Genomic DNA, 14,342 nt, shown 5'->3' with positions numbered 1-14,342 from the left:
TTATTGTTAGAAAGGGATACTATTTAGTATTTAAATATAAGAATATTTTTCTTACTCTGACCGAAGGCTCTTTACCGGATTGACCAATGCGGCCCTGATGGCCTGAAAACTTACCGTAAACAAAGCTATCAGCAAGGCCAGCAGACCCGCCGCCCCAAACATCCACCAACTGAGCGGAACCCGGTAGGTAAAGGCCTGCAGCCATTTGTTCATCGCCCACCAGGAAATCGGCGTGGCAATGACCATCGCCACGGCCACCAATTTCAAAAAGTCGTTGGATAAAAGCCGGACAATGCCGGATGTCAGATCACTGCTTGCCTGTCTGAGAGGAATATGTACTTTCAAATATTTTATCCGCATTATTGGCCTCAAACCCCTCCCGGCGGTGACCGCGCCCGATAACATCCTCTTCCAGATCCTTAAATTGGGCCAGTATTTTTCTTTCTGCAAATTCCACATAAGATCCGGCGATCACCTCCTTTTCATCGCCTGCAAAGCTGGCTTCCACCATGCCTGCTACGGTAGAGCTTTGTGACAAGGCGCCATCTGCACTTGTCTTGATCTTTCCTCCCGCATTATTCAGGCGAAATCCTTTACGCTCCAGAAATTCATTAAAAAGGGCTACGGTATTGAAGCCTTCCTTCAAATTATGTACACTGATGGTAAAATGATTCAGATAATAGCGGTTATAAATAACCCAGGCCGCATATTCACTTTCTCCCGCCAGGGCCTTGTAATCCTGAAGGGTCGGGGTACGCCATAAAGCGCTATGCAGAAAGCGGTCCACGGCTTCTCCATTATCCAGGTCCAGCCGATCCACCGGATCCGATATGACTTCATCGGTATACTTATGTATGATCCGTTGGGCTGTTTCGGATAGTTGCCCTACCAATAACTCGCTGACAAAGATCCGGGGATAGTTGGACGCCGGAGGAGCATACCAATAGGCATCCAGCTTTTTTTCGGGAAAATAGTACCGGTCTTTTTTTTGGTATCCATAATGCAGGAATATCTTTTCCAGCGATTGGATACCCAAATGGGGAACCCCCATCGTCCGGAAGGCTATATGGTCGTTCTCTATTTCATCCTTGCTGCCGATAACCTGTTCTTCGATCATGGCGGCAATTATGGCCGATACATCGGGCACCCGGCTCTGGTACCGGTCCATTAATCCCCTCATGACCTTGTCTAACACTTTATGGTCTTTACTGATATTGTCTGCATTATTATTGTCCGCCATTTCTTCATTTATCTGATTAGCTGCCATAGCGTTCTGGTTTATTATGCTGTCTGGTTCGAAATTTTGTATAAAGTTAGGCTAAAACTCGCTCAACACTTCATCCAGGTTGGCTATAAATGTTTCTGCATTTTCTCTCGAAAATATGACCGGCGGCTTTATTTTCAGCACATTGTGCAATGGCCCGTCGGTACTGATGAGAAATCCCCTGTATTTCATTTTTTCCACCACGATATCGATTTCCGGAACTGCCGGCTCCAGGGTTTCCCGGTCCCGCACCATTTCCGCACCGATGAATAAGCCGGATCCCCTTACATCCCCGATGATCGGATATTTGGTCATCAACCCCTTCAAACCATCCATAAAGAAATTGCCCACCTCCAGCGCATGCCGCTGCAATTCCTCCTCCCGGATCACCTCCAACACGGCCATTCCGGTGATCATAGATACCGGATTTCCGCCAAATGTATTAAAATATTCCATCCCGTTGTTAAAGGCTTCCGCAATGGCAGGTGTGGTCACCACTGCTGCCAAAGGATGACCATTTCCAATGGGTTTGCCCAGGACTACCATATCCGGGACTGCGCCTTGTAATTCAAATCCCCAGAAACATTCCCCTACCCTTCCAAACCCCACCTGTACCTCATCGGCAATACAAATTCCCCCGGCAGCCCGGATATACCGGTAAACATCCTGGAGGTATCCCGGCGGCAAAGGGATTTGCCCTCCTACCCCTAAAAGAGTCTCACAAATAAAGGCGGCCGGACCCTTTCGGTCCTCTTTCAGTCCGTTTAGGATACGTTGGATGTCTGCCGCATATTTCGGCCCTGCCTCTTTATCGGCATACCTGTATTCTCCCCTGTATTGATCAGGATTTTTTGCCTTGTGGATATAAGGCATCTTACCAAAACCGCCCCTGCCGTCAAATTTATAGGGGCTCAATTCAATGGCCGTGGTAGATGTCCCATGGTAGGCATGGTCCAACACGATGACATCTTTTTGTTTGGTAAAATGACGGCTCATCCGGATGGCCAGGTCATTGGCCTCGCTCCCCGAGTTGGTAAAATAACAAACACTTAGTTCTTTCGGCAAGGTAGCTGTCAGCATTTTGGCATAGTCGACAATGCCATCGTGTAAATAACGGGTATTGGTATTCAAGGTGGCTATCTGGGTTTGCATAGCCTTTACTACGGTTGGATGACAATGGCCGACATGACTGACATTATTTACACAATCCAGATAGGTATTCCCCTTATCATCATACAAATATTGCAATGCCCCTTTGACGATCTTTATATTTTTTTTGTAACTGACGCTCAGATTTTTCCCGATACAGGTGTTACGCTCTTTCAACAAGCCGGCATATTCATCCTGTTCGTTTATAAGGGGTTGGTAACCACAGGCGAGATAAAATGCGTTCTGCGCCCTGACCGGGTTCGTCTTTATTAATTGGAAGAGTAAATTCCAGGCAGAGCGCTCCGTTATGAAATGATGCTCGTTTGCACTGCCCAGGGAGGCGTTATAGGCAGATTGGGTAACACTTATACATAGTCTGCCCGCGATAAGATAATAAAGCAGGGAAAGTTCCTGTTCCGTGAGCGGATATTTTTCGTGATACCCTTTTACCACCAACGCAGCGGCGGCAACAGGGTCTTTCTGTCCGAACAAGGCATAGGTACAGGCTACGGCAACATTATTGATCAGATCCGTATAGACCATATCTCCAAAATCGATCAGACCGCTTACCTGGCTACCTTTCACCAGTACGTTATAATCATTGGCATCGTTGTGAATATAGGCTTTCCGCAAGGAATACTGTTGCGGTGTCACTACGGTTTCGAATTGCTGGAAAAAATAGCCTGCTATCCTTCTGCGTTCATGATCTTTGATATGACGCAGATTTCTTCGTGCGTCCAGGGTGGTTGCGATATCCCATTCATAATGCCGGTGCATGGCCAGATGTTTGAAATCACGTAAGGCCAGATCCATCCCTCCCAGGAAACGACCCAGATCCAGCAGCAGTTCTTCCGGATGCTGGCTAGCCTCTACCCAAAATTCCCCTTCGAGATAACTTAACACACGCAGATAATAGTTAATGCCCCCTCTTTTAATGAGCGTTATTTCACTGCCATTCCGGTTGAGCTGATACTTTTGAAATTTATCCGCCAGACCGGGCCCGGATAAAAGCCCGATTATTTTTAGCTGGGCATCCAGGAAATCATAACCTTGGGCATCTGTAGCGATTTTTAAGATATATTTTTTTTCGTTGGTTCCCTGCATCAGGAAATTTTGTTCCTCATAACCGTTCAGGGTCTTTACCCTTACGGTAAGGCCGTAATGTTCGGCAACAAGGCCAATAATTTCCTGTTCGGAGAAGCTAGTAGTTTTTTGGGGGGCGTCTATATCTTGTTCCATAGCGCTTTTATGTCCGGTTGATTCCATTTTCTTCACAGATTTCCTTTTTGATGATGATACAAATTTTTCGTGTCTTTCGAATTCGTGTCTTTCTCCTTAGTTCCGCAGCAGCATTAAAATATGTGCAGCGGACCAACTGAAATTTACTGCGTTTAATCCCCTACCGGTCAGCGGATGATAGTTTTCCCGGATGGGGCCGTCGCCCAATAAACCTTTTGCATTCATGAATAACCGGTCTTTTAATGTTTCCGCCCATTTCCCGTAACCATATCGTTTCAATCCTTCTATCCCAAAATAAAATTGGTCCAGCCATACCGGTCCCCGCCAGTATCCATTGCCCGGATCGAATTTTGGATGATCGGCCGTGAACGTCGGCAAGGGAACTTTGGTATTGAATTTTTGTTTGTCCGCCATTATCTTTTTTACGGCCCTCGCCTGATATTTGTCCGCAATACCTGCCCATAGAGGGATCCAGCCTTCCGTTCCTTCTACCGCAATAAGTTCTTTTTTAGTAAACAGCCGGTCATAATAATAGCCGCTGACCGTATCAAAAAATTGTTCATTGATTTGCCGACTCAATTGTTTGCGTTGTTGTAACCAATTCTTTCCTTCTCCCCCCTTGTGTAAAACCGATGCCAGCTTTTGCAAATATAGTTTGTCGGCATCCAAATAGGCGTTCAGGTCAACACTCTCCTGGTTCAGCGACCAGGCCCCTTCCCGGTTCTTCAGCATGACTGCGCTGTCAAAGCGTACGGCATTATCCATGCCGCTCTCCCAGGCCGCCGCAATCCGCGTTCCATCCGTAGATCCGTATTCACAAAGCCCATTCCCGTCATGATCTCTGTCCCGATACCACCATTGGTGATAGTTTACCAGCTTCGGATACATTTCCCGCACAAAGGCCGTATCCCCTGCTTGTTCGAACACTTTCCAAACGGCCCATGCAGCGAGTGGCGGCTTTGTGTCTCTGGCATTGTTCTCTTTTTTATCGGTATAGATACAGTCCACTACCATGCCGCCCTTCTCCTGGTAATCGAACATCGATCGTATATTGTCCTTTGCAAGGGCAGGATGAAAATAACTTAAGGCCACCGCCTGTTTCCAGCTATCCCAACTCCATATTCCGTAAAAGCCCTGATAGGAGACAGAGGGGAATACGCCGTCATGCAGGATATCCTTTGCCGCAGAACGCCAATTCGTAAGGAGCGTACTGATCGATTTTACAGCCAGATCCCGGTAGCGTTTTTGCACCAGGCGGTTATTTATGGTATGAAAATAGTTACCGAGATAGGTGTTCCATCTTCTTTCGTTCTTTTTAAGCTCCCTATCGAAATGATATGATGGACAGGCGGCAGGGAGCTCTTCGGTTTGCAAATAAAATTCCTGCGTTTGAAATATCTCCTTTCGGGCATGGGGAGCTATGCTTATTTCTTTTAGTTCAGCCAGGTAGGTTTCCGGTAGGGCTTTTTGCGCGTTGGCGGACGGCTCCGAAGGCAGTATGGATAGGGTAAGGTTACGATCCGGTCCGCCGGTCCCTTTGCCCGTTTCAAAATGAATGCGCAGGTAGTGCCGATTGTTAGAAAAACGTATGCCCAATTGATTGGTGGTTGCTTCGCCCTTCGCCCCCGGCATTAAATTTTTGCCTGTCCATTGCAGTTGAAAAGTCCTTTTGACATCAGACCTATTGACGATCCTGGTCCGGAGCAATGAAGTCCTGTTGGAGACAAAGATCAATTGCAGCAATACGCTCAGGCCTGGCAGCGTATATTCCTGTTGTAGTAATCCCGGATAATAATGCAGTGCGGCCTTTGCTGCCGCCAGATCAACGACCTGGCCCTTCTCTTTTATCTCTAGTTTAAAGAAATCGTTTGCCAGCCATTGGCCCTCCATATCCATCAACAACGGTCCGATGAATGCACCATAATCCTCTTTCCTTTCCGGCAAGGCATATGCCTGCCAGGCTCCCAGGTCCGAAAAGACATTTTTCCCGGACTCATTGGGCTCCTTTATATAATTATGCAGATTCAGGACATCCGGATACTGATCCCTCCTGAATTGGGGTTTAGTTGGGGGTTGGGTTCCCGTATGGAATTGGGCTTGGTTTTGGGCTTGGACACCGACCCCGGGCTGCAGGATAAAAAGGAAAAAAAGGGAATAAAGAAATAGGGGTAATGGTCGCATTATTGGTTACGTTAATGGGTACGTTTTGCATTTGCGGGCAGATTATCCGCGCTATCCACCGGTCTAAGCGTAAAAGTATACCGATAATCGGTATACGGGAGGGTATATTCCGCATGGGTTTTAGCACCCCAGCTGTTATCTCCGCCCAGCCCCATTTGCCGGTAATCTATATTCCACCAGATCAGGTCTTCATTATCCATCGAGCCTCCATGATTATTGTGATCGGCATTACGATCGAAATCCAGTCTGGACATATTAAAATGTAGTACACCCGTACTGAAGGCCGGTTGTCCCAGGGCCATCAATCCAATGCCGTTCCTATTACACAAAGCCATCCATCTGACATCGGTACGATAACCGCTCTCCTGGGCCCTTGCATAGGGATGGAAAAGGGAATCCGCCGGCATGGAATAAACGTCTACGTCAGCCGCGTCCTGCCGGTCCCAATAATTATCAAATGGGCCCCTTCCCAGCCAGGTCACTTTATCGAAAGAAGGATCCAACAACATTTTCATTCCAAAACGCGGCAGTTCCGGAAATTCTTTTTTGCCTGTCTTCATCGAAACGTTCACCTGAATATCACCATTCCCGGAGATGATATATTGTGTGCAGTACCGCGCATCTACTGCCGGTAAATAATGTTCCGTTCTGATCTCCATTCGGCCTTCGGTAATAACATTAACGGTAAAAGAGTCCAAACGCGCTTCGTGTAAGGCATCCTGCCAGACCGCACACCGCATCTGCATACTGTTGCCGATATCGTTATCCGTCGCTGCCCGCCAGAAATGGGGCTGTAATGGGGCTTTTAAGATAGACATCCCTTTAAAGGCATAGGACTGCAGCCATCCGGACCGTTTATTGAAGAGTACGGCAAAGGAGGAATTGTACAACCGAAACAGGGAGCTGTCCTGTTGAATAATAGTTTCGCTTTTCAGGAGAGGCATTGCCGAAAAGGCCTGGGGTTTTGCCGGAGAATTAGCACCAGAATCAGCAACAGAATTTGACGCAGAATTTGACAGGAATTCTTTCCCCGTAAATTGCTGCCAGGCAATGGTATAGTTTTCGGGCAGAAGAGCCTCCTTCCGGCGCGTCCTGGCCCCGACCAGCAGGAAGTATTCGGTTGCCGGCTTTTGGGCGATGGGGGGAATGGTTATTTGTATTTCCTTTTCCTGATGGGGAGCAAGATCGAGTTCCGGAATTTCTCCACTGGCCACTACGAGGCCATCTGCCTTGATCGTCCAGCTAAAATTAAATTGACGGAGATTCGTAAAATCAAAACGGTTAGTGATCCGGATACGGTTTGGGGAAAGCCCCACTGCCTCGAACCCGATATGCTGATAAACTTTTTTCAGTTCAAAGGCCTGGGGATGCGGGCTCCTGTCCGCCGCAAACAGACCGTCGGCGCAAAAGCTGGTATCGCTGGTATTTCCCACTTTACCCATATCCCGTCCATAGGCCCATATCGATCTGCCATTTTTATCCGTTCGTTTGAAGGCCTGATCGCAGAAATCCCAGATAAACCCGCCCTGCAACTGCGGATATTTATAGATCAGATCCCAGTCGTCTTTCAGATTGCCCCCGCTGTTGCCCATCATATGCGCATACTCTACCTGAATAAATGGCCTGGGCCGCCACTCTTTCACATATTCCTGCATTACGGAAAGCGATTTGTACATCGGACAGATAATATCCGTATTCGCATTGTCCCGCGCTTCTTCGTACTGAACGGGTCGTGTACTATCCTTCGATTTCAGCCATTCATAGGTCGCTACAAAATTATCTCCGAACCTGCTCTCATTGCCTAAGGACCAGGTAATGATACTGCAATGGTTCTTGTCTCTTTCCCACATTCTCCGGGTCCTGTCCAGATAGGCGGCCTTCCAGTCGGGTTTGTCCGATAAAGTATTGATCGATGGCACCATACTCATCCCGTCACATTCCAGGTTCACCTCGTCGATCAGATAGATCCCGTATTTGTCGCAAAAGGAATACCAATCCTCTCCATTCGGATAATGACTGGTCCGCATGGCATTGATATTGTATTGTTTGAATAAACGGATATCGTTCAGCATGCTGGCAGAGCTAATCACTTTACCATCGATCATATCGTGTTCATGCCGGTTAACGCCTTTGATCTTTATCGCCACGCCATTTACCAATAATAGCCCATGTTTGATCTCAATTGTCCTGAATCCTACCCGTTGAACGATGCTTTCTATCAACCTTCCTTTTTTGTCGAGGTGGTTGATCACCAGGGTATATAAATTGGGTTGTTCGGCATTCCAGGTGCTGATATCCGGAATAACCGTATGGAAGTTGAATATGGTAATACCAGCGCTATCGGATCTTTTACCGGATAGTATGCCTGCCAATATGGTGCGTCGCTCATGGAAAACTATTTTGTCCTTCCGGGCGGCCTGCTGGGTGGTCTGGTTACTGCCCTGCAGATCGTCCAGTAATTTTATTTCGATAAATCCTCCGGATCGCGTTTGGTTAAGGTATACGGTCAGATCGAAAAGGCCATCCCTGTAATCATTGATAAGGCCTGCTTTTAAAAAATAATCAACCACATGCTCTTCCGGTTTGGCTTCCAGCCATACACTTCTTTCTATCCCGCTTAATTTCCACATATCCTGCCCCTCCAGGTAGGTTCCGTCGCTAAACCGGAAGACCTGCGCCGATACGGTATTTTCTCCTTTCCGCAGAAAGGTGGTGATATCGAATTCTGCCGGCGTCTTGCTGTCCTTGCTGAATCCCACTTTTTGGCCATTGATCCACAAATAGAAAAAAGAATTGACCGCTCCAAAATGGATGATTATTTTTTTACCGGACCAGGTTTGCGGTATGGTGAATTTTCGTTTGTAAGATCCTACGGGGTTATCGTCAGCAGGAACAAAAGGCGGGTTTGGAGGGATCGGATATTCCACATCGGTAAAAATAAATTTATCCCAGCCTTCCACCTGCCAGTTGGCAGGTACTTTTATATTTTTCCAGGTGCTGGTAATATAATCATCCTTGTAAAATTCCAATGGTCGTAAGGAAGGATTAGCGGCCAGATTGAATTTCCATTCTCCATCCAGGATTTGGCGGTTGGGGGAAGGCTTTTCCAGCAAAGCATCCTGCTCGTTAGGGAAGGCTACGAAATGGGCATGCGGGGGCAATGTATTTTGCGAGACCAACCGGGGATTTTCCCAATCGTTCGGCGAGGGAGAGGAATGTTTTTCCAGGGGGGAGGGCGGCGATGACTGAGCCTGGGAGAAAGCACCCTGTCTCGAAAGAATAAGAACAATCACGGCCTGTAATGCAGATTGCCAAAGTTTATTTACGATCCTGTTATTCTTCATACATTTTATTTCTCCTGCACTGGAATGAGGATGGGCTTAGAGGTAGTTAAAAGAGCCGGCCATTTTATTGCCGGCTCTTTTTATGGTTTATTGGTTTGGGCATTCAGGCTCCCTACCAGACCGATACCTGGTGGATATTTGGGTTTTTGCTGATCTCTGATAAAGGGACCGGATAAATATCGTGTTTGCCATTTATGAAGTTCCCGGCGAATTCCTGCTGATGAGCCACCAGGGTGCTTTTGATGGGCTCCGGTGCTACTTTGCTTCTGGCCCAGCGATAAAGGTCGGGCCAGCGGATACAATATTCCATCGACAGTTCACAAGGACGTTCATGATGGCGGATCTGTGTACGCAGCTGGCTTTGGGTCATCGATCCCAAAGGAGCGGCATGCGACCGGGCTCTTACCTGGTTCACCAGCAAGGTGGCATCTCCGGTTTGATTCAATTCGTTAAGGGTTTCCGCCTGCATGAGGTAAACATCGGCCATCCGCATCAGGTTGATATTGATACCGGTATAGCTACCGTTATCGGCAAGATCGGTTGGTAAAGTATATTTTTTGAAGAATACCGGATAATCCAGACCGGCCTTTACATCTGCATAGTTCACGATCATCCCTGGCACATCGACCATCGGGGCTACTGATTTCGGATCATCGAAGAACATAGTTCCATAAACCCGATCGCTATAAGAACCATCTGTCTGTTTGTCTGTTTTTAATTCGTCTACGAGCCAGGGAGAGGGATAAAAGAGTTCCCATCCATCAAGGGCGGATGAACTGACCTCCCAGGACATCGGTGTACGCATATCGTTCCCGTTCGATCGGTCAGCCGAGAACTGGATCTCGAAAAGGGATTCCTTGCTATTCTCCTGCAAACCATTGAAGTTGTCTTCGAAATGATCCAGCAAACCCAAGGCAGGGTTAGCGATCACCGGTGTGAATTCCGCCTGGGCCAGATCAAATTTTTCCTGGAACAGATAGACTTTCCCCAAATAAGCCTGAGCCGTATAACTGGAGACCCTGCCCAGTTCTTCGCCTTCCCGGGAAGGAGGCAGATCTGCCTTCGCTGCCTTCAGATCGTTTTCGATCTGGGCCCAGATATCCGCTGGTGCCGCCTCTTTTGGATAATAGTCCGCATTGGTTTTAGGCGTGGCCGTGACCAGGGGGATATTCTGAAAGTAATTGATCAGGGTAAGATAAAAATGAGCCCGGAGAAATTTCGCTTCTGCAATCAGGGATTTTCGGGCAGCATCGCTGATACCTGTTTGCGCATTTTGCGCATCTCCTGGCACGCCGGGGATATTTTCGATACATTGATTGGCCCGGTTGATACCGGCAAAACACATCGCCCACAGATTCGTCATGGTCGATTCATCCGTGGTGTAGGTATAACCATGTAAGGCTATCCCATAGTTCTGTGTTTTGTTGTTCATGATCTCATCGGATTTATAGGTCGCCGATATATAGGTCTGTTCAAACCAGGTCCATTTATCCCCTGTCGCCGAATGCAGGGCCGCATAGGTGGCGGTGATCCCCTGCTGAGCCTGATCGGCTGTTTTCCAGAAAGCGTTTTCGGGCAGCTGGTTCTTGTTCTGTTTGTCCAGGTAGTCCTTGGTACAGCCGCTGGCCAGGATGAACACCAGGAGAGCAAGACTGATCGTATATTTTTTCATAAATTTTTTATTGCTTGATGAAACGATTCCTGTGATGAAAAATTCCTGTATGAGAAGATTTCCGTGATGAGAAGGTTTCCAAAGAATTTGCTTTTTAAAATTCAAAGTTTACACCGGCAAACACGCTTCTGGATAAAGGATATAAACCCCTATCCACTCCCCGCGCAAAAGGAGAATAGTTGACGACACCCGGATCGAAACCAGCGTATTTGGTAATGGTAAAAATATTCCCACCACCAACGTAGACCCGAAGGGTATTGATATTTTTGAGTTTGAACCGGTAGCCCACCTGCATGCTTTTCAGACGCAAATAAGATCCATCCTCCAGGAACAGATCCGAAGGGAGGGCCATAGTCTGGTTGGGATCGTTCACGGTCACCCGGGGTATATTGGATCCCGGATTGGCAGGTGTCCAGGCATTCAGCAATTCGGTGGATTTATTAAAGCTGGTGTTCTGCCACATCAATCGTTTGGCGCCATTGTACATTTTATTTCCCTGGGTTCCCTGGATAAACAGGTTCAGGTCAAAATTCTTATAGGAGAAGTTCGCCGTAAAGCCATATTCAAATTTGGGTAAACCGCTTCCCATAAATACCCGGTCTGCATCATTCAGCTGACCATCCTTATTCGCATCTACAAATTTTACATCCCCCAATTGCGCATTGGGCTGGGTGGGCAGCGCTGCATCGAGGTCTTTCTGGGTCCTGATCACTCCTGCTGTCTTATAGAGAAAGAAACGACCGATTTCTCCGCCTACTGCTGTTAAGGTAGTAGGGAAATTGTTATAATCCAGGTATCCGTCCGTATAGGATTCATCGGCATAACCGAGCCGGATGATCTTATTGCGGCTTACAGAAAGATTGGCCGTAAAATCATATTTGAAAGCGCCCTTGTTCTGACGGTAGGTGAGCGAAAGATCCAATCCCCTGTTCTGCATTTCACCGCCATTACGCAAGGGATTCTCCAAAAGTCCGGAGCTGGGAGGTAAAGGCAGATGGACCAGCATATCCGTAGTCGTGGTCCTGAAATAATCCACCACCATGACCAGTCTTTCTTTAAAGATGGATACGTCCAGCCCGATATTGAAGGTCTTCGATTGCTCCCAGCGTATATCGGGTGAAGAAGCACTGGTAATAATGGCGCCGATGGCAACTTTCTGACGAAGACCTGGTCCGAAAGGATAGTTGACCGTCGAATTGCCGTTGTTCACAGTCGGGGGCTGATAAAGATAGTCCGGGATGCCCTGGTTACCCAGGATGCCATAACTGGCCCTAAGTTTCAGATCGCTGATAATGGAATGGGGTTTCTCAAAAAAGGACTCCTCGCTGATGCGCCAGGCACCGGAGGCGGAATAGAAGGTTCCGTATTTGTTGACGTCCGAGAAACGGGAAGAACCATCTCTGCGGATACTGGCAGCCAGTAAATATTTCCCGTTGTAGGAATAGTTGACCCTGCCGAATAAAGAACGCAGGGTGCTCTCCAATACTGTTCCGCTTGCGGTCTGGTTGCCGATCCCGCTGTAAAGGGATTGCAGTTCATTGGAGGGCAGATCGCTATTGCTGCCCGACAGGTTACGGTATTGATCCTGTTCCTGGGAATAACCGGCGATCGCATTTACGGAATGTACACCATTAAAAAGTTTGTTATAGGTGAAGACGGCATTCAACACATCGTGAAAGGTCCGGTCACGGGATTCGAATAATTGCGCAGTTGGGTTTTGCACCATCGCACCCATATAATAGGTAGGAACATGGGTATACCCATACCCGTTGATCATATTGAAACCATATTGCAGTTTAAAACTTAAAGGTTTCAGGATCTGGTATTCACCATACACATTACCCAGGAAATAAGCTGTCTGACTGGTTCCTTCTACCAGGGTCTGATAACCCACCGGGTTAACGGCATCGGTCATTTGAGATCCGATGCGGGAACCAAAACCGCCATCGTTGGAGCTGTCGTATAAAGGATGTTCGGGCACCCGGTTGATCACTTCATAAACCAGCGGATATCCCGCATTCTGATTGTTGGATCTGTCTTCGCTGGAGCCCTGCAGCATCCTGCGGTTGGCTTGCGAGAAGGTAAAGGATTCTCCGAATTTAAGATTGCCCTTGGTAAAATCTGAATTGACCTGGAGGTTGTATTTTTCAAAACCCGTATGGATGGCAATCCCGTTTTGTTTGTAATGTCCCATGGACACGTTCATCTTCATGTCCTTGGTACCGCCCGATACAGTTACGTCCAGTTTGTTCTCCGGAGCCGTGGTAAAAAAAGCAGACTGCCAGTCCGTATTCGGATAGGGCTGCGTTTTTCCGTTGGCATCGACATAGGTATCGCTGGTAATAAAATCAAGCGGTGTCGATCCGTCATTGGCAGCCACCTGTTTCATGATCGTATTATACTGAAGCCGGTTAGCCAGCGGCAAACGTTTGGCCAGGCTTTGCGATCCGATATAGCTGTTGACGCCAACCAATACTTTTCCTTCTTTCCCACGCCGGGTAGTCACCATGATGACCCCGTTGGATGCGCGTGATCCGTAAATGGTAGCCGCCGATGCATCTTTCAGAATGTCGATCGACTGAATATCATTGGGATTGATCGCCGCAATATCGCCAGGAACGCCGTCGATGATATATAAGGGATCGGAATTGCCGATCGTAGATAACCCTCTCACCAATACCACAGGAGCTGCTCCGGGATCACCGGAACCGGGTGCGCTGTTGACTCCGGCGGCCATCCCCTGCAATAATCCGGCTACATTCCCGCCGGTTATCCGCTCCATGTTTTTGGTATTGACCGAGGCAACGGCACCTATTACATCTTTTTTACGTTGTGTGCCATATCCAACGACAACCACCTGATCCAGTGCTTTTGAATTGGAGGAAAGGGTGATGGAAAAATTTCGCTGGTGGCCAACAGGTTCCTCGATGGCGTCAAAGCCTACCAGGGAAATTTCCAAAACGGCGTTTTCGGCAATATTAGTAAGGGAAAATCTCCCGTTGGCATCGGTGACGGTACCCGCCGAAGAGTTTTTTATCTGCACGGTAGCACCGGCCAGGGGCTCTCCCTTACCGGATAACACGGACCCGTTGATATCGATCACGGTTTTGTTTTCTTCCATCTGCGCATGTCTTTCCTTTGGTTTGACCAGGACGATGTCTTTGTCGATCACAAAGACCAGATCGGCCTGTTGACCGCAGAGATTAAGCAGATCCTGTATATTCCGTTCCTTCGTTTCGATGTTGATCTTTTTGTCCTTACTCAGATCATCCTTATTGTAGGTGAATTTGAGATTGGTCTTTTTCGAGATCTGATTGATGACCGAAAGAACGTCGGCATCTTTGAATCCCAGTTTGATCTTTGAATGGGGAGTGGTTTCCTGCGCCAGCAGGCCCGCTAAGGGACAAATCAGTACCAGCAGCAGGATAACCCATTGAAAGAACCAGCCATTCGGACTTTTTGTTTGCTTTTGCATAAGCAGTTTTGGTTTAGA

The 14,342-nt window shown here is 47.7% G+C and carries 7 protein-coding genes; all 7 read right to left on the bottom strand.

Annotated features, from left to right (window positions below; all coding sequences use genetic code 11):
* Positions 1 to 51 precede the first annotated feature (51 nt).
* The 7 genes from ACX0G9_RS05455 to ACX0G9_RS05425 all read right to left on the bottom strand — a co-directional run bounded on the left by ACX0G9_RS05455 (position 52) and on the right by ACX0G9_RS05425 (position 14,324).
* Positions 52 to 345, bottom strand: a complete 294-nt coding sequence (locus tag ACX0G9_RS05455) for an ABC transporter permease (protein WP_459063849.1) — start codon at positions 343 to 345, stop codon at positions 52 to 54.
* On the bottom strand, positions 308 to 1,267 hold the full coding sequence (locus ACX0G9_RS05450) for a 2-oxoadipate dioxygenase/decarboxylase family protein (protein WP_459063848.1): 960 nt from the start codon (positions 1,265 to 1,267) through the stop codon (positions 308 to 310). Before ACX0G9_RS05450 ends, ACX0G9_RS05455 begins: the two co-directional genes overlap by 38 nt.
* Positions 1,268 to 1,318: 51 nt before the next feature.
* Positions 1,319 to 3,679, bottom strand: a complete 2,361-nt coding sequence (locus ACX0G9_RS05445; RefSeq protein WP_459063923.1) for an aminotransferase class III-fold pyridoxal phosphate-dependent enzyme — start codon at positions 3,677 to 3,679, stop codon at positions 1,319 to 1,321.
* Between the two features lie 69 nt (positions 3,680 to 3,748).
* Entirely contained in the window at positions 3,749 to 5,833 is a 2,085-nt protein-coding gene (locus tag ACX0G9_RS05440; RefSeq protein ID WP_459063847.1) for an MGH1-like glycoside hydrolase domain-containing protein, read from the bottom strand.
* An 11-nt stretch (positions 5,834 to 5,844) separates the two neighbouring features.
* Positions 5,845 to 9,177 (bottom strand): glycoside hydrolase family 2 TIM barrel-domain containing protein, encoded by a 3,333-nt coding sequence (locus ACX0G9_RS05435; protein WP_459063846.1) that lies wholly within the window; start codon positions 9,175 to 9,177, stop codon positions 5,845 to 5,847.
* A gap of 112 nt (positions 9,178 to 9,289) precedes the next feature.
* Positions 9,290 to 10,849 carry a RagB/SusD family nutrient uptake outer membrane protein gene (locus ACX0G9_RS05430; protein WP_459063845.1) on the bottom strand — a complete coding sequence of 520 codons (1,560 nt, stop codon included), beginning with the start codon at positions 10,847 to 10,849 and terminating at the stop codon, positions 9,290 to 9,292.
* Between the two features lie 94 nt (positions 10,850 to 10,943).
* The gene (locus tag ACX0G9_RS05425) at positions 10,944 to 14,324 is read right to left on the bottom strand and encodes a SusC/RagA family TonB-linked outer membrane protein (RefSeq protein ID WP_459063844.1); all 3,381 of its coding nucleotides are present in this window, start codon (positions 14,322 to 14,324) and stop codon (positions 10,944 to 10,946) included.
* Positions 14,325 to 14,342: the final 18 nt, after the last annotated feature.

Source organism: Flavitalea flava (assembly GCF_054461575.1).
This window is presented reverse-complemented; position numbering and strand designations above follow the sequence as displayed.

What these genes read in the sequence shown, in the direction of transcription:
- ACX0G9_RS05440 (WP_459063847.1), bottom strand. Translation starts at nt 5,833, where the DNA reads ATGCGACCATTACCCCTATTTCTTTATTCCCTTTTTTTCCTTTTTATC.
- ACX0G9_RS05450 (WP_459063848.1), bottom strand. Translation starts at nt 1,267, where the DNA reads ATGGCAGCTAATCAGATAAATGAAGAAATGGCGGACAATAATAATGCA.
- ACX0G9_RS05445 (WP_459063923.1), bottom strand. Translation starts at nt 3,679, where the DNA reads ATGGAATCAACCGGACATAAAAGCGCTATGGAACAAGATATAGACGCC.
- ACX0G9_RS05425 (WP_459063844.1), bottom strand. Translation starts at nt 14,324, where the DNA reads ATGCAAAAGCAAACAAAAAGTCCGAATGGCTGGTTCTTTCAATGGGTT.
- ACX0G9_RS05430 (WP_459063845.1), bottom strand. Translation starts at nt 10,849, where the DNA reads ATGAAAAAATATACGATCAGTCTTGCTCTCCTGGTGTTCATCCTGGCC.
- ACX0G9_RS05435 (WP_459063846.1), bottom strand. Translation starts at nt 9,177, where the DNA reads ATGAAGAATAACAGGATCGTAAATAAACTTTGGCAATCTGCATTACAG.